Origin of the sequence: Nostoc piscinale CENA21, from assembly GCF_001298445.1 — a bacterium.
Taxonomy (GTDB): Bacteria; Cyanobacteriota; Cyanobacteriia; order Cyanobacteriales; family Nostocaceae; genus Nostoc_B; species Nostoc_B piscinale_A.
On record NZ_CP012036.1, the window covers coordinates 797,493 to 818,905 of the forward strand.

At 37.7% G+C, this 21,413-nt stretch carries 18 protein-coding genes and 2 pseudogenes; 12 read left to right on the forward strand and 8 right to left on the reverse strand.

Features of this window, described 5'->3' with window-relative positions:
- Nucleotides 1-5: 5 nt before the first annotated feature.
- The 3 genes and pseudogenes from ACX27_RS03510 to ACX27_RS03520 all read right to left on the reverse strand — a co-directional run bounded on the left by ACX27_RS03510 (nucleotide 6) and on the right by ACX27_RS03520 (nucleotide 4,419).
- Entirely contained in the window at nucleotides 6-806 is an 801-nt protein-coding gene (locus ACX27_RS03510) for a DUF928 domain-containing protein (RefSeq protein WP_062288491.1), read from the reverse strand.
- A 78-nt stretch (nucleotides 807-884) separates the two neighbouring features.
- A pseudogene (locus ACX27_RS03515) lies at nucleotides 885-3,216 on the reverse strand (CHASE2 domain-containing protein).
- Between the two features lie 246 nt (nucleotides 3,217-3,462).
- A complete protein-coding gene (locus ACX27_RS03520; protein ID WP_062288494.1) occupies nucleotides 3,463-4,419 on the reverse strand; it encodes a DUF1822 family protein in 957 nt (318 codons plus the stop codon).
- Nucleotides 4,420-4,573: 154 nt separating this feature from the next.
- Between ACX27_RS03520 and ACX27_RS03525 the strand changes: the two genes are divergently transcribed.
- The gene (locus tag ACX27_RS03525) at nucleotides 4,574-5,737 is read left to right on the forward strand and encodes a glycosyltransferase (protein WP_062288497.1); all 1,164 of its coding nucleotides are present in this window, start codon (nucleotides 4,574-4,576) and stop codon (nucleotides 5,735-5,737) included.
- Between the two features lie 70 nt (nucleotides 5,738-5,807).
- Here the strand turns inward: ACX27_RS03525 and ACX27_RS03530 are convergent, their stop codons facing one another.
- On the reverse strand, nucleotides 5,808-6,998 hold the full coding sequence (locus ACX27_RS03530) for a glycosyltransferase family 4 protein (RefSeq protein WP_062288500.1): 1,191 nt from the start codon (nucleotides 6,996-6,998) through the stop codon (nucleotides 5,808-5,810).
- A gap of 212 nt (nucleotides 6,999-7,210) precedes the next feature.
- Here ACX27_RS03530 and ACX27_RS03535 point away from each other — a divergent pair, with 212 nt between their 5' ends.
- From ACX27_RS03535 to ACX27_RS03560, 6 genes are all read left to right on the forward strand, one after another.
- Nucleotides 7,211-8,113 carry a hypothetical protein gene (locus ACX27_RS03535; RefSeq protein ID WP_062288508.1) on the forward strand — a complete coding sequence of 301 codons (903 nt, stop codon included), beginning with the start codon at nucleotides 7,211-7,213 and terminating at the stop codon, nucleotides 8,111-8,113.
- Between the two features lie 169 nt (nucleotides 8,114-8,282).
- Nucleotides 8,283-8,876, forward strand: coding sequence for a Uma2 family endonuclease (locus ACX27_RS03540; protein ID WP_062288511.1), 594 nt, complete (start codon nucleotides 8,283-8,285; stop codon nucleotides 8,874-8,876).
- A 9-nt stretch (nucleotides 8,877-8,885) separates the two neighbouring features.
- Nucleotides 8,886-9,560, forward strand: coding sequence for a hypothetical protein (locus tag ACX27_RS03545; RefSeq protein ID WP_062288513.1), 675 nt, complete (start codon nucleotides 8,886-8,888; stop codon nucleotides 9,558-9,560).
- Nucleotides 9,561-9,563: 3 nt separating this feature from the next.
- On the forward strand, nucleotides 9,564-10,166 hold the full coding sequence (locus tag ACX27_RS03550) for an FHA domain-containing protein (protein ID WP_062288516.1): 603 nt from the start codon (nucleotides 9,564-9,566) through the stop codon (nucleotides 10,164-10,166).
- A gap of 55 nt (nucleotides 10,167-10,221) precedes the next feature.
- Nucleotides 10,222-11,208 (forward strand): glycosyltransferase, encoded by a 987-nt coding sequence (locus tag ACX27_RS03555; RefSeq protein WP_062288519.1) that lies wholly within the window; start codon nucleotides 10,222-10,224, stop codon nucleotides 11,206-11,208.
- Nucleotides 11,209-11,289: 81 nt separating this feature from the next.
- Nucleotides 11,290-11,898: a GNAT family N-acetyltransferase gene (locus ACX27_RS03560; protein WP_235526479.1), complete on the forward strand. Its 609-nt coding sequence runs from the start codon at nucleotides 11,290-11,292 to the stop codon at nucleotides 11,896-11,898.
- Between the two features lie 170 nt (nucleotides 11,899-12,068).
- On the opposite strand, the gene ACX27_RS03565 is transcribed toward ACX27_RS03560, so the two are convergent.
- Nucleotides 12,069-12,809 carry a type I restriction enzyme HsdR N-terminal domain-containing protein gene (locus ACX27_RS03565; RefSeq protein ID WP_062288522.1) on the reverse strand — a complete coding sequence of 247 codons (741 nt, stop codon included), beginning with the start codon at nucleotides 12,807-12,809 and terminating at the stop codon, nucleotides 12,069-12,071.
- 92 nt (nucleotides 12,810-12,901) lie between these two features.
- Entirely contained in the window at nucleotides 12,902-14,914 is a 2,013-nt protein-coding gene (locus ACX27_RS03570; protein ID WP_062288525.1) for a hypothetical protein, read from the reverse strand.
- Between the two features lie 404 nt (nucleotides 14,915-15,318).
- Here ACX27_RS03570 and ACX27_RS03575 point away from each other — a divergent pair, with 404 nt between their 5' ends.
- The 5 genes and pseudogenes from ACX27_RS03575 to ACX27_RS03590 all read left to right on the forward strand — a co-directional run bounded on the left by ACX27_RS03575 (nucleotide 15,319) and on the right by ACX27_RS03590 (nucleotide 19,734).
- Entirely contained in the window at nucleotides 15,319-16,500 is a 1,182-nt protein-coding gene (locus ACX27_RS03575) for an FtsW/RodA/SpoVE family cell cycle protein (RefSeq protein WP_062288527.1), read from the forward strand.
- 2 nt (nucleotides 16,501-16,502) lie between these two features.
- Nucleotides 16,503-16,685: a hypothetical protein gene (locus tag ACX27_RS31500; RefSeq protein ID WP_144427390.1), complete on the forward strand. Its 183-nt coding sequence runs from the start codon at nucleotides 16,503-16,505 to the stop codon at nucleotides 16,683-16,685.
- 111 nt (nucleotides 16,686-16,796) lie between these two features.
- Nucleotides 16,797-17,970, forward strand: a pseudogene (locus tag ACX27_RS03580) (sigma-70 family RNA polymerase sigma factor).
- A gap of 80 nt (nucleotides 17,971-18,050) precedes the next feature.
- Nucleotides 18,051-19,193 (forward strand): DUF1822 family protein, encoded by a 1,143-nt coding sequence (locus ACX27_RS03585; protein WP_062298117.1) that lies wholly within the window; start codon nucleotides 18,051-18,053, stop codon nucleotides 19,191-19,193.
- 73 nt (nucleotides 19,194-19,266) lie between these two features.
- On the forward strand, nucleotides 19,267-19,734 hold the full coding sequence (locus tag ACX27_RS03590; protein WP_062288529.1) for a DUF4870 domain-containing protein: 468 nt from the start codon (nucleotides 19,267-19,269) through the stop codon (nucleotides 19,732-19,734).
- Between the two features lie 3 nt (nucleotides 19,735-19,737).
- On the opposite strand, the gene ACX27_RS03595 is transcribed toward ACX27_RS03590, so the two are convergent.
- Nucleotides 19,738-21,030 (reverse strand): sensor histidine kinase, encoded by a 1,293-nt coding sequence (locus ACX27_RS03595; protein WP_335337755.1) that lies wholly within the window; start codon nucleotides 21,028-21,030, stop codon nucleotides 19,738-19,740.
- Nucleotides 21,014-21,355 carry a hypothetical protein gene (locus tag ACX27_RS35140; RefSeq protein ID WP_335337756.1) on the reverse strand — a complete coding sequence of 114 codons (342 nt, stop codon included), beginning with the start codon at nucleotides 21,353-21,355 and terminating at the stop codon, nucleotides 21,014-21,016. Before ACX27_RS35140 ends, ACX27_RS03595 begins: the two co-directional genes overlap by 17 nt.
- Between the last annotated feature and the right edge of the window lie 58 nt (nucleotides 21,356-21,413).

The window sequence follows — 21,413 nt, forward strand, 5'->3', positions numbered from 1 at the left end:
CTTATTTAGTGCTTATCTGACAAAATTGGTTCTGTAGCGACATCGCTTAAACGGACACTGGCTAACAAATCTTGCCATTGTGTGTTGAGTTTTAAATCTTGGGGATGTTCTTGTCTGAGGGTAGCTAGTATTGTGATTGCTTCATGCCAAATACCATTTTGGGCATAGATGGCAAATTGTTCTAGAGGTGTGGCTGTTTGTAGTTCTTTGGTAGTTGCTTGACTGAGGTTAACTCGTTTAACTACTCCTTCAACATAAATAGGAGGTGATGGTTCTTGAGTCTCACAAGCAAAAGTCAAAAACCAACGATATTGTTGATTGACAGCTAATTTGGGAGCATTAGCAGGTAAAGTCACACTAATGATTCCAGGATTTTTTGGCAGTGCTATTGGTTGGTTATACAATTCCTTTGATTGTGGCTGATCTTCTTGCAAGACAAACTTAGCAGGAAGATTGTCTTTTTGGGAATACGGCACATAAAACCAAAATGTTGGGTTTGGTGATGTAGTTAATGACCAAACATTTGTAATTGAAGAAGGTTCTTTTGTATAAGGTACTAAAGCCGTCAAATCTTGTTTGACTTGGGGACAAGAACCGCGTTTTGCACCACCCAATACCCGACCTCCTGGCGGTGGATCTGCTGGTGGTTTAGGTGGATTAAAATTTACTGTTTGGGATACAGTCTTCATATTCTGACTAGCTATTGGCATTGATGTTGCCATTGGCGTTGGTGTTGCTGCTAGTACTAGGGTTTGGCTGGCTAAAACACCTACATAGCCTAGAGTTAATCCGAGTAATATTTTCATCAGTTGTAAACTCCGGTTGTGTGAGGCTGAAAAAGTTGAGTATATCTCTGTAGACTACTGTTTCAAGCGGTTAATTGTTCATTTTTTCCATTTTTGCCAAAACTTCGACGGGCAATTTTGGATGGCAATAGTACTTGTTGTTCCTAACAGCAACCAAGCTGAAGGGACAAAAGGCACCCAGACACCCCAGATTAATAAACCGAGACAGAGTAAATAAAGTATGCCAGAGGTAATACCCAAGGCTAATGCCAACAAGGGTAGCCGCCGCCACCGCCAAACTAGCAAGCCACCAACCACAGACCAACCCCATATCCAAAGTATTTCCCACCCAAAAGGCCAAACTGTCAACAATGGTCGCTGATTTAAGACGGCACTAATAATTTGGCTAATCATGTGTGCCTGAACGATCACTCCAGGCATTTGTGTGTCTAATTTGCTGCTGAATGGTGTTGCCCAATAGTCAGGAAAATCACCTCTAGCTGTCACACCAATTAAAATAATTCGGTCTTTGATGGCGCTAGAGTTCATCGGACTCGATAAAATTTGGGTGAGTGTGACGGTTTCGGCAATTTTCTTAGTAGCGCGATAGTTGAGTAAGGTTTGACCGCTATTGGCATCAATGCCTTGATAGCCGCTACTACGAGATGATAAACGGGGAAAAATGGTATTACCTAACTGTAGATTTCCTTGGGGGGTAAATTTTGCTTGAATTCCCAATGGTAAAAGATAACGAAATGCTAATTGTGTACTGAACGCATAGTCAGCAGAACACAGAGATGCTGTTTCTGGGGTAAAAAACATCAAATGGCGACGCACCACTCCATCTGGATCATGAAGAAAGTCGCTGAATCCTTGCCGATTGTTGGGAATTTCTGGTGGTGGTTCAATGCCTTTGGTCATGACAGTTGAATCACTACCTTTACACACACCAATTAAATTATCAGTTTTTTTGTAACCTTTGAGCTAATTCTGGCAGTTCGGCAGGAAAATCACGATAAATATCTAAACCGATCGCTCGCGGTTGGTATTCTTGTAATTTGATTAGTAAGGCATTGAGTGATTGATCAGATAAAGAAGTTCCCTTCAAAACCTGACCGCTACGGCGTTGGTTGACTAAATCGGCATCGTCAATAGTCACTATTAATAGTCGCTGATCTGGGCCTTCATCGGGGCGCGATCGCATCATTTGATCGTAAGCTTGGAGTTCTGCACTTTGGAAAACTCCAAAAAACCGCAACCCCAAAATTGCCAATGTCATGACGACACTAGAGGCTATACCTAATTTCCAGTGCAATTTGGGGTATTGAGATGTAATTACAACTGGTTTGATTTTGGGTGTGATTTCTTGCCAATTTAGGGGTATTTGGGCGGGATTTTGGCAAATTACTGGTAGCCATGTCGCACAGGGAAATTTATCTTCTAAGCCTTGTAAACGTTCCCTGGCTTGACGAACTGCTTGGTATAAAGATTCTCCTCCGGCAAAACTTGTTAAAAAATATTTCAAAAATTCTTGGGCTACTTGGTCGGGGACAGGTTCACGCATAATCACCATTTGGGGAATATGGAGATCAGCTAATTCTCGCGCTAGTCCCAAACCATCACAGGAGTTAAAAATTGCCAAGTGCAAGCCGCGTTCGATGGCTTGTTTGAGGGCATATCTTAACTCGTGAATGCTGAAACTATCGGTTTTGTTTAAATAAATTCGCCCGGTGACATCATTTCCCTGACTAGAACTGTGTCCCGCAAAGAATAAAATATCCCAATTTTGCCGCCAGAGAAAATCGTTTAATTCTTGACGCTGTGGTTCTACTAAAAAGGTGATATCGGCATTTTGACATTGTTGCAAAATTGCTAAATCAGCTTGGGTGTCAATGCCTTGACTGTTGCCGACAATGGCTAAAATTTTAACTTTTTGGTTTTGCGTGCGGAGTTGGGGGATGCTGTCGTAGGTTGGTGAAGCGATCGCAATTTCTGCTTTAGGATAGCGATCAAGTAATTCCCATAGATGCCAAGGTAATCTCTGCAATTGACTGTTATCTGTTTGTAAAATTACCCGTACCTCATCTGTAGGCATGAGTTTTTCTAGCCATTTCTCGCGCAGTGGGCGAAATTCTTCGGAACGCAACCAAGTATTAAAACGTGCCTGTAAAACATGGGCTAAATCTTGGCAACTTTGGGTAATAGAAACATTTGTGACTTGAATTTTCTCTGCATCTAAGCGAAAGGTATTACCAATTTGACGATAACTCGATTGCCAACGGGTGTAGTATAGCTGCATTTCTGGGCATGGTGGCAGTCTACCAGTGATTTCTGTGGTTGGGCGATCGCTTTCTTCACCAATCTGAAGCGTCACACCAAACCCTTGGTTAAAACTAACGTCTCCAAATTTCAAAACCACTAACTTAGCCATGACCAATAAAAAATTTTATATCTTATCGCAAAGTGCCGAGTACTAATTGAAATCTAGACCCTAGCCTATAGCCCCTAGTACAATACGGCGTAAATAAACCATAAGAAATTGCTAAAAGGCTTGTGGTATCGTTATTATTTCTTTTTCCTTTTGCCCTTCGGGTTCACCATTTGCTTTATGCCGGGAAACCCGTCCACCGCAATGGCTCACCTTTTTACTTTTGCCTTGTTGTACTAGCCTGTTTTTTCAAATAATAAATTGTTCTCTAACACTCATATCATCTAACGAAATTACGACACTAAATTGTTCTTGAATGTCTCCCCGAAATTGCAATTGAATATAATTATCTGCACTCCGGGCTTGGGCTTCTAAAAATACTGCACCTGATTCATCTAATACAGTGAGTTTTACACCTTCTGGCAAATAAACTTGATTAGCTGTGGGGTGCAGTTGCAAACGGATACTGGTTTGATTTTCTTCTGGGCTAATTTCGACAATCAACATTAAGGGTTGATGAGCAATTTGAATACCCAAATCAATCAGTTTTGCTCGTTTAGTAGTTTGTGACTGAAATGATTCTTCCGTGGTTACACTACCACGAAAAGCATAATTAGGTCTAGAATCTAACAATTCTCTTAAAGCTTCCACGGTTTGCCAGCCTGCATCCACTTGACCGATAAACCATTGGCTTAAATTTACTAAAGCTTTAGCGGGAGAAGCTTGCAATTGGGCGATGCGGTCAATTAATGCTTCTAGAGGTTGTAGTTGATGCAATGGTAAAAATTCATTATTCACACTCCGCATAAACCCTAATATATGAGCTTCACGGAGTGATTCATCTACTTGCACCACTACATAACCTATTCGGTCTTCCCAAGTTTCGGGCGGAATCAAACAAGCTTGTTCATTTAATTTGACTGGGCGACATTCTAAACGACCGACAGAGGTGATTTCTAGGTCAGCGACGTTACTACATAACTGCATTATCGGGTTCCAACTATCGCTAACTTTGAGGTTGGTGGGAATTTCCATGAATTGCAAATACTCATTTACCACCCAGACAGCCAATGTATTTAATCTTACTTGTTCTGCTTTGGCAGAGTTTGGTTGTTGATGGGCAAATTTTTCCGCCATTTTACAAGCAGCTTGAGTGATGGGTAACGTGATGCCAAAATCATCTACTCTCTGGGTGGTGTGAGTCATAATGTTATACCTAGTGTTCAGGACTGTGCTGTAATATCTATCGCCCAGGCTCAATAAATTTATGCCACAAAATCAAGAAATAAAAGAAATCTCTTGATATTTCGGTGTATTCATAAATTTGTGCTATTGCAATGCCAAGATTTATAGAGTTTTTATGAAGCGGTTGCTATTAATTACAGAAAGATTTGCCCCTGATGTGGGGGGTTTGGCTAGGAGTGCGACAAGGTTGGTGGGAACGCTTTGTCAGTTGGGTGTAGTAGTTGATGTTGTTACCTGGAGTCGTTATCTGCAACAGGGGGAAGTTCTACCACCGGAAAGTATAGATGGCAAATCCCGTATTTATCGTATTGGGCTATACCGTAATTGGGATATGACTATGCCTCATACTTTGAATGTACTGGAATGGTTGCATTCTTGTTGGCATTATGATGCAGTGTGGGGACATTATGTATTTCCAAGTGGTTTTTTAGCAACTTGGTTTGGGGGAATGCAAGGAGTAGCCAGCACTGTTAGCGCCCGTGGTAATGATATTGATAAAGAAATGTTTCCCCCTGGAGATTTTGCCCGTTTGCAATGGACGCTACAACACACTCAAGTAATTACGGCGGTGAGTGCTGATATGTCGCGCAAAATTCAGCTATTGAGTGGGAGGGATGATGTGTTGGTGTTGAAAAATGCCGTAGACACAGAAGTTTTTGCCCCCCAGTCGGCAGTAGGAGAAATTAGTAGGGAATCTTTAGGAATTGCGCCAGAAGAAGTAGTATTGGGATTTTGTGGAGAATTGCGGGAAAAGAAAGGACAGCAATTTTTATTAAATGCTTTAACCACGGTACGAAATCAGCGTCCAGCTTGTTTATTAATTATCGGTGAAGTGCGGGCTTCCCAGGAATTTGCATTGCAAGTTTATGCAACTCAACATCCAGAACATGCACAAAGAATTATTGTGACGGGACATTTGCCTGATACTCAAGTTGTGGCGGCACATTTGCAATTGTGTGATGTGTATCTCCAGCCTTCATTGTGGGAAGGAATGCCTAATGCACTTTTAGAAGCAATGGCTTGTGGTTGCTGCTGTATTGCTAGTGATGCGGGGGGTATTGCGGAAGTAATTACACATGGTGAAGATGGTTTTATTTTGCCGCGATCGCAACTGCATAAGTTAGGTGAAGCTGTTTTAGAATGTTTGACAATGCCCAGCACCATCAAATCTCAAATTACTCAAGCTGCACGCGATCGCATCCTCAAAAAATATTCTATTGCTCAAGAACAACAGCGACTGCAAATTGTACTTGATCGTCTTTTAAAAAACCAGAGGTAAAATCAAGTCAAAAGTCAAAAGTAAAAATGCAAAATCAAATCAGCAAACTACCTTGTCCCCCTTGTCTCCCTTATCCCCCTTCCTCAACCCCCAACTCGGTATAAGCTGCAATTAAAGCCTCACCTGCCAGTTGCCAAGTATAATACTGTTCTATTCGCTTTCTGGCATTAGCACCGAGATACACTGCTAATTCTGGTTCACTTTGCAAGCGCAAGACTGCATCTTTTATAGCTTTGGCGGAACTGGGTTTAACTAACAAAAAATGTACGCCATCTTCGCCTAATTCTCGCACTACTGGTAAATCACTAGCAATTACAGGTGTGCCTGTCGCCATTCCTTCTAAAATTTTCAGTGGACAGCAGCCTTGAATTAAGTTGCGATCGTTTGGTGTTAAAGGTGCCACAATCACATCAGCATGGTGAATATATTGAACTAATTTTTGCTGTGATACTGGTTCTAATATTTTCAGATAGTCAGCAACTTCTAATTTAACAGCCAGTTGTTTTAATTCTTTAATTTGGTCATTTCTGGCTTGCCCAATTACCGTTAGATCAGCAGGAATCTCGCGATTGATTAAAGCTAAAGCTTCAATTGCTAAATTTACACCTTGCCACGGTGACAAGGTACCAAAATATATTAGCCTGAGAGATTGATTGTTTAAATTTTGGCTTTTTCCAGAGTAGGTAAACACATCTAAATCTACCCCATTAGGAATCACTTGAATTTTATTACCTGATACACCTCGACTTTGTAAATATTGCGAGGTAATACTACTGGGTGTGACAATTAAATTTGCTGCTGCTAGACAAATTTGCTCTTGAGTATATAACTTATGTAAAAGCTCTTGATCATCAACAACATTTGGATAGCGATATTTTAGTTCTATAGAAGGCAACCCATTCACTTCAAACATTAATTTTTGACAATATTGCTGTTTGTTTTGTGCAATCACAAAGCCTTCATAAATTGACCGGATATGTATAACTTGAAATTGCTTGTCTTGTAACCATAACCTTAATAAATGGCGAAAATTCAAAATTCGCTGAATCAAATTATCGCCGCAAGCTGATAACGTTGTTTGAAAAACCTGCGGATAAATTTCTTCACTATCTATACATTCTCTTGTTGGTGAAACTGTTACTAACTGAATGCCCTCAAAAGCAGTTCCTAAAGCTTGGGCAAAAGCTGTAATATGAATTGCTGCTCCCTTTGGCGCTGGTACAGTATCGAAAGAAATATAAGCTATTTTTGATTGCTGCATAAATATATAGATGGAAAATAATTTTTTATGAATTATACAAAAAACTTTTCAAACTCTCATACCTCTGTCAACTCTGCATCTGGAGTGGATTGATTTTTCGTAACTTGTATATCATTAAAAAATATTTCAAAATGTTGAAATTAATTTAAAAATTACTTTTTTTAATAAAAACGAAATAAATTTTACTAAAGCTGATTTAGTTGTAAATAATTATGCCTATTGATGTACAACAATTCCGGCAAAACTTGACTTATACAGCCCAAGCACCAATTAAGCAAGTAATCGCTGATTTGCAAGAGATAGCAGAGATTGATCACCTAGCAGAACTGAAACAAAAGGAATATGGCAAAAAGGCATTAAATTACTTTTGGGGAATTTTAATTGCTGTTGCTTTGATAATTTTTGGCTCCATTATTATACCTAATGCTCAATTATTAGGGATGCTGATACTCTTATTAACTTTAGTAGTTTTTGTCCTGGCGATCGCTCTTATTTTAGCATTGGTCAAGCGGTTAAAATTCGGCAGAACCAACGTGATTAATTATCGCTACCAGTCTACACAAAGAATCTTACAAATGATATCAAGAGATATGGATGCAAATGCAACTATCAACTTGTATCTATCTTTTAAGATAACCGAAAAAAATGAGCATAAAATCAGTACCACACCCCACCCTAGCAAATCTGGTTGGCAAATAGATAATTATCAACATGAATGGATGAAAATTGCAGGACATTTTCTAGATAAGACTCGCTTTGATTTATCTGCTACTTCTTTATCTAAAAAGCAGTATGGCTGGAAACGTGGTAGCAGTGGTAAAAGTAAATATAAATCAAAAATTAAGTCTGGCGGATTAGATATTCACTTAGATATGGCCTATTCTCAGCGTCGCTATGGCGCAATCAAAGTTTTAAAAGATGAAGTAAATGGTGCATTAAAATTACCTAAATTATCTAATCTGAGAAATTTAAGACTAACAGATAAGTCCATGCAGCTTGCAGTGAGGATAGCACCCAATGTAGCTGATAATCAAAATGAAATTTATCAAACAGTTACAGCAATGTTTTTAAGTCTTTATCAAGTGCTAAATCTAGCAAAGGCTTTGTCTAAATAAGTAATATAGCAATCTTAAATAATCGACAGACATCTCTCTTCCTTGTCCACCCAGTCATCCTTATCTTCCTTGTCTCCCTTGTTCACCTATCAAATAAAATGCCATATCTAGTTATCAAGATATTACAATAGATTGATAATGATTAAACCAACTTGAAAGCAGGTGAGATATGCAGTTAGAAATCAAACAACACCATTACACACCTGAAGAATATTTAGAACTGGAAGAAAAAGCAGAATTTAGGAATGAATATCGTGATGGAGAAATTATTCCCATGACTGGTGGTACTACTAATCATAATAAAATATCAGGCAATCTCTATGCTTACTTAAAGTTTGCTTTGAGGGGTCAAGACTATGAAATCTATATCAGTGATGTCCGTTTATGGATTCCTCGATATCGCCAGTATACTTATCCAGATGTAATGGTAATTGCTGGAGAGCCTGTTTATACAGGAACAAATACAACTACTGTGATGAACCCTTGTTTAATTACTGAAGTTTTATCAAAATCAACTAAAAACTATGACCAAGGTGATAAATTTGCTTATTATCGCTCAATTCCTGAATTTAAAGAATATATTTTAATTGATCAGTATAACTATCATGTTATGCAGTATGTTAAAACGGCTGAAGGTCAATGGTTATTTACAGAAACCGAAACTCAATCAGCATCTTTATCTATCCAAACACTTAATGTTGAAATTGCATTGAGTGATATTTATGAACGAGTTAATTTTGCTGACAACAATGAAGAAAGTTAAACTAAATTTATGAAAAATAGAGTTTTAAAAATTGCAACTTTAGTTTTTTTAATTACCGCTATTTTAGGTTGTAGCAATACAAATAATAGGACTGTAAAACAGCCGAATCAAGTAAATAGTCCTCCTGTGGCTGAAAATACGACTAATGTAGCCACTCGGACTGATAAAATTAAAATTAAAACAGAGACTGGGACGGATTTATTTGAACTTAAGCAGCAAGAAGATGGAGCTAAATTAGTTGATGGAAAAGAGCAAGAAATAGCGAGAATTAAATCAGAAAAATCTGGTAAAGTTAAATTTAAAAATCCTGCTGATAAAACTTTGGGTTATGTCGTAACGGAAAAAGGCTCTTGGAAGTTAGAATCCAGCCAAAACCAGGGTTTATATAGTCTCAAAAAGCAGAATAACGGTGATTATAGCCTAGAAGATGCAGGGAAAAAATTAGTTTATCGGATTAAATCAAATGATAAAGGTATCGAGATTTTAAACCCTAATAAACAGCTAGTTTATCAAGTCAGAATTAAAGAAGGTAAGACGGCTTTAAGAAATCCAGCGGGTAAAACTGTGTTTTATACCAAATCAAGCATTTCACCAATTGCATTTACTTGTTTTGGTTTTGATGTTCTCAACCGCGAACAGCAAGCAGCTTTGGCTTATGCTGTCAATTTAACAGGAGGACAATAGACTTTGCAAATACAGCTAACTTGGATAGATCCAAATACAGGCGATCGCCCAGAACCAGTCTTAGAAACCCCAGTGGCTATTGGCAAACAATTTGATGCTATGCCACAGCAAATTAATGAACAAAGAGTTTCTCGAATCGTTATCGAGGATGACTTAATTGCAGATTACCATGCTTTAATTGACTGGCAAAATCAAGAATTAACAATTATTAACCAAAGTACAACTAATACCATCAAAATTAACGATACTCAGTTAACTAATGGTATCTTGCAAAATGGCGATCGCATTCAAATCGGCAGTTGTGAAATTGTCGTCAACTTTGCAAATCTAGGAGAGTGCGATCGCATGGTAGGCTTTTTATTTAAACGCCGTTGTGGACGCACTGATAGAACCAACTGCCCTGACTGTAATGCGTCTTATGATGATGATTATGCCTATTATCCCGAATATGGTAGTTACCGTTATTGGGGTAGTAGCTACTATCATGACCGCGATCACTATTCTTATGACCCCGAAACAGGTAATGTAGATTTTACCGAAGCTGATGCCATAAGTTTTGAAGCAGAAAGAGATAGTGATTTTGAAACCAATATGGGAGCAAGTTGAATATGAAGAGATGAGGGTTAATAATTATTAGCTAATAACAAATAACAAATGACCATTGACAAACACTTGGTTAATTTACGCCCTTGGGGGTGGTTGGGGACATTTAAATCGGGCTTTGGCTTTGGGGAGAATTGCCGCCAAAGAAAGAAAAGTTACGATTATCACTAACAGTCCTTATGCCTTAAAAATCAATCATGAAAATTGCATAGTAAACTACATTTCTGAACAGGCTGGTTTTTTTGCAACTTGTCAGCAAGTAAGAGAATTTATCCTAAATACTCAATGCGATCGCCTAATTATAGACACATTTCCTAGAGGCTTAGGTGGTGAATTAGCAGACATCTTACCGCAGTTGCAACCCATACCCCGCATTTTAATTCATCGAGATATTAGCCCAGACTATGTAACTGCTAAAAATTTGCGGTCTTTTGTCGCCCAGAACTACGATAAAGTAATTGTTCCCGGCGAAGGGCAAGATTTACCTTTAGCTGACTTACCAAATGTGCAGCATACAGCCCCTTGGTTAATTCGCAATTGTGAAGAATTACCAGATAAAATGAGTGTGCGATCGCATATTTTCAAAGTTAACCCAGATATCCCAACAATTCTAGTTTGTGCAGCCGGGAACGCTTCAGAATTATCTTTCTTTGCCCGACTTACCCTGCACTTACAGCAAAATTTCCCCCATTGTGCAGTCAGAATTTTAGCTGCTAATTGTCCCACAGATATTCCCGAAGCTTTATGGATATCACACCATCCAGGAATTGAATGTCTAGCAGCTGCTGATGTTGTTGTTGGGGGTGCAGGATACAATACAGTTTACGAATGTGCGGCTGTCGGTGTACCTTTGGTAGCATTTGCCTTTAAAAGATTGTACGATCGCCAAGCCAAAAGAGCTAATCAAGTTTACAGGGTAAAGAATCTACCACAGGCAATTACTACCGTCAGCACACTTCTAGACAGAATAGAACTGGTAGAAAATTTGTCTATACCAAGTTATATTAACGGTACTTTCCAAGCACTACACTACATTTCAGCTTGAAATTCCTCTGGAAACTAACCTTGTGGTAGCAATCTTGCAAAAGCTTAGGATAGAGTTTTAGCCAAGCCAGAATCAATGGCCATGTGTGATTCACTGTTACACCTGCGATCGCTGGTTGATACAGCGAAAATAGTCAAAGGTACAACAAGTTTGAAGCTCAAGGAAGTTGTGATTAACCTACGCTCTGCCACCTCTGCTGATTTGGATCTGCTACGACACTGGGATGAACAGCCTCATGTAATTGCCTCAGATCCTAACGATGACTGGAACTGGGAAGTAGAACTTGAACAAACCCCTGATTGGAGAGAGCAATTGATTGCTGAAATCGATGATCGTCCCATTGGATTTATCCAGATCATCGATCCGGCTCGTGAGGAAAGCCATTATTGGGGAGATGTCGCAGAAAATCTTCGGGCTATCGATATCTGGATTGGGAAGGAGGCCGATTTAGGCAAAGGCTATGGAACAAAAATGATGCAGTTAGCCCTGGCTCGATGTTTTGCCGAGCCATCGGTAGCAGCTGTAATCATTGATCCGCTTGCCAATAATACCCGCGCTCACCGCTTTTATGAACGTTTAGGCTTCCAATTTGTTGAATACCGAAGGTTCGGTGAGGATGAGTGCTTTATTTATCGTCTTAACCGACTAGACTGGCAAAATAAAAGCCCTGCTAATCATAGCAGTTCATGATAATGAGCAATTTCTTTTAAATATCTACATCAAGCATTCAATCCAATTTACTTTACCAGTCGTCAATAGAAATAGATGGCGCGAGCGCAGGCAATTGATAAGCTACGCACACGCACTAGACAATTCAAGCTTGTAGAAAAATAGCGTAAAACGATGACAACTGAAATTTATCAATAAATGATAGAAATTAGTTTTTCAAAATCCTGACTATCAAAACTTAGTTGTTTTTTAGAATACTGACCACATATCTTATAATAAACCTTATTGTTTTGAATACTGAATAAATATCCTTCTACTTGATTTGGCTGGTTTTTAAGTTTAAATATGAATGTATTAGTTGTATATCTGCCATACTTATTTATTAGGTAAGAAAAGCTTTGAAAATTTCCATTTTGAGCTTCGCCAAATTCTAATAAACCATCATCAATTTGATTGATTTTATGCAAAATCAATTTCTGAATTTCTTGTAAGCTATTCAGACGATTAAATTCAAAATCATGATTCTTCCTGCTTATACCAATAATTTCATGATAGTTATATAAAATACCTATATCGCAACCAGCCTTCGTTAAATATCTTTGTATCTGACTATAATGATTCTGTAAGTTCACCTCTTCTCGTTTTACTTCTACAATCATTACAGGATTTTGATGTGGTCGGAAGTTATTATTTTTCGGACTTTTATATATTTCTATATCATGATTATTTGATTCAACTTTAATATTGATTTTTTCGGTTAATAACTCACTTTGATTAATCAGAAAATGAATAAATATCTGTCTGACCAACTCTTCTGGCCTACCATCAACTGAAATTTCTATTCCCCTAACTAAACATTTTGTATATTGTTGTCTATACTTTTTAAAGTAGATATCTAGCTTTCCCTGGATTTCTTGATTCAAACTAGTCATAATATTGAATAACTATCTATGTAAATCAAATGGTTTTAGGGACACAATATATCTGTGTCCCAAACAAGGTATTAATCGGTTACTGCAATTTTCTATTTTTGTCCAAAGAATGCTAAGACTTTATTAATTAGCTCTTTCCAAAATTCTTCAGATTTACTCTGGAAAAACTTATTTAAGTTGCCTTCAAATTCAAGCTCTCGTTTAAATATTTCACATACATTTCCTGCAAATGTCTCACCTTTTTTCTTTTCTTTCCCTTTTTCCGAAATTAAAGCTTTCCAAAATGGTGAATCTTCACTGTGGGGTGATAACTTTCTTGTTAGTTCCTTTTCAATTGCTGTACCTACCTCATATATAAAGTCATCATATAATATGTAAAACTCTTTTACTAGTTCAGGAATAAGTGTTTTTAAAGATTCATGTGCAGATATAAGCTCATATAAAACATTTTCTATTTCCAGCTTTGCTTCCTTAGTAAATTTCTTCAACATTTCATCTTCATATATTCCTTCGGCAAAGACTTTCGCATCATAATAAATATCTATATCTCTTGGCTCATAATAACCAAAATTTCTATGAATAGCATGTTTTGTGTTCCATGCTTTATAAGTAGTACGGTAATATTCAAGGTATTTATCAACAAAATCTTGATAAACAAAACTAGGCACTCTTTTACCTAGTTCTCGCCAACTCTTGATATTTTGAACTGCATTTTCAATTGCTTGAGTTTCTGCGCCTGTCAAAGTATCACCATTTTTGATTTTTCCAAAGCTGTCTTTGATACTCTTGATTTCGTCTAATAAAATATTGCGCCTACGTTTTACTACGTCTGCGATAGCTTTGATAAATTCATTTTTATCAGCCTGTACATCTTCTTCATCGTAGATATCATTTAATTTGACAATATCATCACGATAATATCGTAATGAATCATAAAACAAGATATTTTCTGGAAAGAAATCTAAATTCAGATGTCTAAATGTAGCTTGAATTTCTTCTTTTTTAATTTGAATACCTAAATCCCAACTACCGTCACTTCCATTTGTTTTTTCAGGCTCATGTTTATGAGGTAGCACTAAAGTTACAAATCTATGATGAAATTCTTTTGATTTTGATGTCAGATGATAACCCATCAGTTTCGCAATATTAGCTTCAGGTGCAGCATTGAAGGGAGTTACAAATAAACAGATAGTGTCCTGACTATCAATATATCTCTGCAAGTCTTGACGAATGGGATTTTCGTCCAGTCCTTTAGTGTCAACAACTGAATCGAACTGATATAAATTTGAGCCAGATAAAATATTATTACTGACATATAGATATATTTTCTTTGGTATAGCAAATTCCTTTAATTGAACACTATTGATAGCAGCAAAAGTATTTTTTATCCATTCTTTCTCTTGACTTTGATTATCAAATTCTATTATCTTATAAGTTCTACATTCAAGGTTTGCATTATTCAAAGCGATTTTTTTTAGTCCTTCTAGTCCTAATTCATCAAATAATACCTTACCTAGATCAGTTCTAGAGATACTCTTATTATCACCATCATAAACTGTTTTAGAAGTAATTTTAATTTCAGTTATATTTCTAATAGCTCTTTCAATTTCTTGAGAAATAATGGTTTTATTTTCTGAATGCAAATTATCTTTATTGGCAATAAAATCACAAAATTCAAATATGAGATTTTCCATCTCGTCTACTGTATACGGCTCTATCTCTATGTAAGTTTTTTCAGATGCTTTGAGAACTACTTCACAAATAGTTGTTCTTCCTGCCCCTGTAGATAATAATTCTTTGGTTTCGATTACATCTTTAGTTTTACCACCAAGAGTTTTAGAAACTTTAAATTCACCTATTAAATTAAAAAGGTGACAGATAGCTGTTGTTTTTCCTTGTCCAATAGTTCCAATAAAAACAGTTTTATATTTTTCAATATTAAGAATTTTCTCTATTTCTTCCAATCTTTCCAACTTTGATTTTAGGTTATTAATGCAAATATGCTTGATGATATTAATTTCCGAGCTATCTGATATTTTATTAATTTCACGTCTCAAGCTTTGCTGCAATGATGTAATTTCGTCCTGCCACTGTATCGTTAACATACGGTTTACCCTGTTGTGAGACTAATTGCTTGATATCTAATATGCCCACTATGGGATGAATATCTAACAAAACCTCAAAAAGTCAGGATAGAACAAGTAAAATTTGCATTCTAGACTATGAACAGCCTGATTTTATCTGGGTTTGTGCGAACAAACTCCGTTTATTCACATCTTGCACCAAGCGACTGAAGTCGCAGCTACACAGACAAAACCCGCCTGCGCGGGTTCAATTCAAAAACCTTGATTTTTTTTAGTCCGCGTAGGCGGACTTTGTTTTTATAGCCGCGAATTCCATTCGTCGGGGCTAGGCTTCCAAAGTTGCGGTACTCTCAAGACAAATTTGAGTTATAAGTTATAAGTTATGAGTTTATACCTTAACTTTTAAGCATTACCTGTAATTCATCGTGAATCTAACTCGACTGATTCCCATTTTTGATAATTCTGTTACTAGCTGGGCTGTAGAGGCGCGGTTGCTGCGTTGGTTAACCTTGATTTGGTTATTTTTTGGGTTAATTGTGCTGTATTCAGCATCTTACCCAGTTGCCGACGCACGTCAAGGTGACGGATTATATTACTTCAAACGTCAGATTATCTGGGTGTTAGTTTCGCTAATAGCCTTCAACTTTATTGTGAATCTGCCGTTACGCAAAATTTTGCGGGTATCCCATTGGTTTTTAGGACTGTTTTTACTGTTAATTTTCGTTACCCTTGTTCCAGGTTTAGGTAAAAAAGCTTTTGATGCAGCGCGTTGGATAGCCCTTGGCCCCATCCCCATCCAACCATCAGAATTAATCAAACCTTTTTTAGTGTTGCAAAGTGCCAGACTTTTTGGACAATGGGAACAAATACCGTGGCGAGTGCGTTTGACTTGGCTGGTAATTTTTGGGTTGGTACTTTTGGGCATTCTCGCCCAACCTAACTTGAGTACAACTGCACTTTGCGGGATGACAATTTGGCTAATTGCCTTAGCGGCTGGATTACCTTATAAATATTTAGCTGGCACAGCAATAGGCGGAGTATTATTAGCCGTACTCAGTATTAGCATCAAAGAATATCAGCGCAAGCGGGTGATGTCTTTTCTCAACCCTTGGGCAGATGCAACAGGCGATGGCTATCAGTTAGTTCAAAGTTTACTCGCTGTTGGTTCTGGACAAACTTGGGGCGCTGGCTATGGCTTTTCGCAGCAAAAACAATTTTTCTTACCCATTCAAGATACTGACTTTATTTTTGCTGTTTTCGCAGAAGAGTTTGGTTTCGCGGGTGGTGTCGCCCTGCTGCTGATGTTAGCAGTGTTTACCACTTTAGGATTAATTGTGGCAATGAAAGCCAAAAACCCAATTAATCGCTTAGTGGCGATCGGTGTCACAATTGTCATGATTGGACAATCTTTATTACATATCGCTGTTGCGACAGGCGCTTTACCAACTACAGGTTTACCTTTACCAATGTTTAGTTACGGTGGTAATTCGATGATTGCTAGTTTAGTTGCTGCCGCATTGCTAATTCGAGTAGCCAGGGAAAGTAACGAAGCTGAAGTTGTACCTTTACGCAGAAATCCATCGCGGCGAAAGTTACATAACAGGTGATAGTGACATCTCCCTTGTCTCTGTTGGTCACATATCAAATAGGAATGCCATATCTCGGAGTGGGTGCGATCGCATCCACTTATTTTTTAGCCGAAAAAAAATCCCCCAGTTGGTATAAACCAGCCAGGGGAATTAGTTATCAGGGTGCATCTACCAATTACTTGTTCTATTGGTACTCCCCTTAAACCGGATAAAAATTGTCCAAAATTTCCTAATCTAGCGAAACATTATGCAATTGCCTTGTAGTAAAGTTTGTGCAGGCTTCGTTATTTTATCGGTCGGCGTGTAATTTTTTTATGCAACCTCGACAAAGCATTATTGAAATTTTTTCAACTTTTGTGCAGTTTGAAGGCGATCGCTTCAGTCGGTGGGCGACGGAATCACGCTTGCGTCGCAGCATCCAAAGTTGTCTTCAGCAAATACCAAAAGAAAATTCGGAATATTTTTGGGTACTGTATTGGTATAAGTTTTGGCAAGATTCAGCCGCCGCAGCTTTAGCGAAACAACATCTCACAGCTTATTTACAAGAACCTTGTTATTGGATATCGCAAAAAACCTGTGCAGCTTTCGCCAGTAACCAATTTAAATTATCTGATTGTTTCCAAATTGCGATCGCCCAAGTTGAACTTGTCTTAAAAAACTTTAATCCTTCCCAAAGCAGTACCTTAAAAAACTACGCCAGTCTGATTTTTAGTACTGCTATCCGCGAAACTTTGCGTCAGCGTCAAGAAGTTGATATCTGTAGCGATTGGGGTTTGTTACGCAAAACCAGTCAAAAGCGGTTGGTAGAATCTTTGCAAAATGCTGGTTTATCTCCTGAAACAATTCACGCCTATGTTTTGGCTTGGAATGGGTTTAAAACTTTGTATGTCCCCAGCAAAGCAGGTAATTCTCGCCAATTGTCTCGCCCAGATGATACTACTTGGGAACGCGATCGCAAAATTATACAATTCCCAAACTACCCAGCCTGCTAATTCCCAAACTCTGGAAAAATGGTTACTCAGTGCAGCAAAAGCTGTCCGCAAATATCTTTATCCCACCCCCGATTCTCTGAATGTTTCTCTAGGCGGTGATGATGGATTTGAGTTACTGGATAATTTACCAGGGACACAAGAATCGTTAATTAACGAAATTATCGCCCAAGAAGAAGCCCAAACTAAAAGCCAACAGCAAGGTGAGATTAACCAAGTATTATCAACTGCGATCGCCCAATTAGAAGCGCAAATTCAGGAAATATTGCAACTATACTACGCCCAGCAACTCAATCAAGATGCGATCGCCAAACAGTTAGATATCAAGCAGTATACTGTTTCCCGACGACTGACGAAAGCTAAGGAGGTTTTATTGCGGTCTTTAGCTAATTGGTGCCAAGATAGCCTGCATATTTCTCTGACATCAGACTTACTTAAAAGTATGAGTGCTGTGATGGAAGAATGGCTACAAAATTACTACAGTCCATCTTCTAGCTAAATTCTTTGTAGCCTGTGCGGGAAAGAGAATGTTCCCTAGTAGCGCCAAAACAAGCCAAACCTTTCCCTGGAGAAACCGCTATGACTTTTACTGTTGCTAATTCTACAGACTTAATTTTAGAGATTCCCGAATTTACCCAAGGTAGTCAGGCTTTTTCTTATTCCAGTGCGGAATATCAAGCTTATTTGAATGAACTTTGCCTGAATGCTGTCTTACCTTGGTTACAGGAGGACTTTACACCACAGGCAAAGGTTTGGCCAACTACCACTGCATTATCCAGTTTTTGGGAACTGGTAAATGGAACTGCTGTTACAGTAGATGCAACAAGGTTTATCTTGGTTCCCAGTGAAAATATTGATTGCAGTGAATTACGTGTACCCCAAGAATGGATAGATTTACCGAGTTGGGTGGGAGATTATTATTTGGCGGTGCAAGTAGAACCAGATGCAGGTTATGTCAGGATTTGGGGTTATTGTACTCATACGCAACTAAAGCAGCAGGGTAATTATGATCCAGGCGATCGCACCTATTCTCTGAACGCTAGTGAGATAATTACGGATATCAGTGTTTTAGCTGTGGCGCGAGAATTCTGCACGTCCGAACCGACACGCACCACCGTTGCAGCAATTCCCACCCTACCACAAGCCCAAGCCCAAAACTTAATTAATCGCCTCAGCAATGCAGAAGTCATCACCCCTCGGTTAACGATTCCTTTTCAATTGTGGGGTGGGTTAATTGAACATAGCGGTTGGCGACAAAATTTATATGAACGCCGGATTAATTTACCAGAACAGCGTTCTGTGTTGCAATGGTTAGAAAGTGGTGTATCACAACTTGCCCAAGCAATTGGTTGGGAACTGTGGAATTTAGAATTAAGTGCGGCGGCGCGGAGTGTCGAAGATAGGCAAACTGAGGCAAATATATCACGGCAGTTAGCGATCGCCGGACAAATCTACGAACTGACTATTACACCCCAAGGCGAACCAGACTCACCTTATTGGCGGTTTGAGTTGCGTCACGCTACAGTCGGCGCAGCCATTCCCGGCGGTTTTAAACTGCGCCTGCTGACAGAAGACTTACAGCCATTTCCCAACAACGAAGATATAGCTACAACCGCAGTCGAACAACTGTTTGTCGAAGTGGCTTTAGAACCAGGAGAAGGTATCGTCTGGGAAGTAGAACCTTTACCAGAAAACTATGAGCGAGAAATACTCAAATTTTAAACTTTTCTCCTGCTAGTTTAAAGGTAGTGTGGTAAATAGAAATTCTATTTATCCATCTCCTCATTCACAAGCCATGAGAAAACAAGTCCAAAAACAAATGCGTACATGGGCGATGTTATGTCATCTTTCGGCTTTAGCAGCATGGCTATTGTTATTTGGATTGGTTTTTCTGGGCATTCCCTTATATTTACCGTTGAATATTTTATTACCCTTCGTCATTTGGCGACTGAAAAAAGCTAAATATCCTTGGATTGATTTTCAAGGTAGAGAATCTTTAAACTTTCAAATTTCATTAACTTTTTATACTTTGGTGGTGATTATTTTTTCTTTACTACTCGTACTGGGTAGCTGTGGTATTGCCATCACAACTAATGGTGCAGTAAATGAAGTCAAATCAGTTTTAGATGGTTTACTTCTAGTCTGGACATTTTTAATTATTGCCTTATTTTTATTACAATCATTTTTAGTTACATTTGCTGGTATCAAAGCTTATCATGGAGAACATTATCGCTATCCTTTGACTATGCGAATTTTGAGGTAAAAATTATAAGTTATATGATGTCTGTTTGATAGGAAGCTCAATTACAAATTCTGTACCCCTGCCTGATGAGGAAATACAGTTAATATTTCCCTTGTGTTTATCTACAATGATTTGATAACTAATAGATAATCCTAAACCAGTACCTTTACCCACAGGTTTAGTAGTAAAAAATGGGTCAAATAGTTTACTTTTCACTTCCTCTGGTATGCCAAAACCGTTATCTTTGATGCGAATAAGTATATATTTTTTATTTTTAACTTGTGTTTGGATCTGAATATAATTATTCTGTTGTTTAATCTTTTGCTTTAATTCTTCAACTTCCTTTTCTCGTAAGGCATCAACAGCATTATTCAGTATATTCATAAATACCTGATTTAATCCGCCTGCATAACATTCAATCTGAGGTAAATTCTCGCAATAGTCTTTAATAACTTTAATTTCTTTTTGACCAGTCTTACCTTTTAGGCTATGTTGTAAAATTAGCAAAGTACTGTCAATGCCTTCATGAATATCTACAGGTTTCATTTCAGCTTCATCAAGACGAGAAAAGTTACGCAATGTTAGTACAATCTCGCGGATACGATCAGCACCAACTTCCATTGAGGATAAAATCTTAGGCAAATCGTCAAGAATAAATTCTATATCTAGCTCTTTGATTGTAGTATTTATTTGCGAATTAGTACCAGAATATTCTTGTTGATATAAATTAATTAAATCCATTAGTTGCTGAGTATATTCTCGCGCATATTTCAAGTTACCGTAAATAAAATTAACAGGATTATTAATTTCATGAGCAACCCCAGCAACTAACTGACCAAGAGAAGACATCTTTTCAGTTTGAATTAAATGTAGTTGAGTATTTTGCAATTCTTGTAATGTCTGTTCTAATTCAAGATTTTTCTGATTTAATGTTTCTGTCCTAGCTGCAACTTTTGTTTCTAGCGCCAAATTAGTTTCTTCTAAGGCCAGTTGAGCAATTTGTTTGGCTTTTAAATATTCCTGCAATAATTTTAGTACTAACAACCATGAAGGAATTAGCAATATTAAACTGACAATAGAACCTAAAATTGCCCAAAATATTTTTTGACGATATCGAGCAACTTGTTGTTGTAGTTCTAATGATATATTCAATCTTCTTTTCGCAACCCCATCAGCATAAATTTGCTTTTGATTTTCATATTCGTGGCTAGAAAGCAATTGTTGTGCTGCTTGTTGTTTATTCTCCTTGACTAAATCAAAAGATTGATATTCCATTTTAACTAACTGCTGATTAGCTACATCAATTTTTTTTCGCATATTCACTTTTATATGTTTGAGGTGCTAATTTAATAGATTCTTGAATAGCAATATCCAGTTTTTGTTCAAATTGATGATATCGTTTTTCCCAGATTATGTTACCTGTGGCAGCATTCATCCTGGCTGACATGGTTAATACTTCATCAAGATAAACAATTTCGTCACTCAGTTTTTGTAATCTAAATTCATTTTTAGTAATATTATTGAAATTATAATATGCTTGCCAATTCAGCCAAATTTGAGGAATAAATAAAAATAAAGTTAGTAGTACAGTGATGGTTACTAATTGTGAAGGAGAAAATTTCAGTTTATCAGGCACATACATTAGTCTATACACAAGATTTTTAGATAAATTTTTTGGATTGATTATTTATTGCAAATCA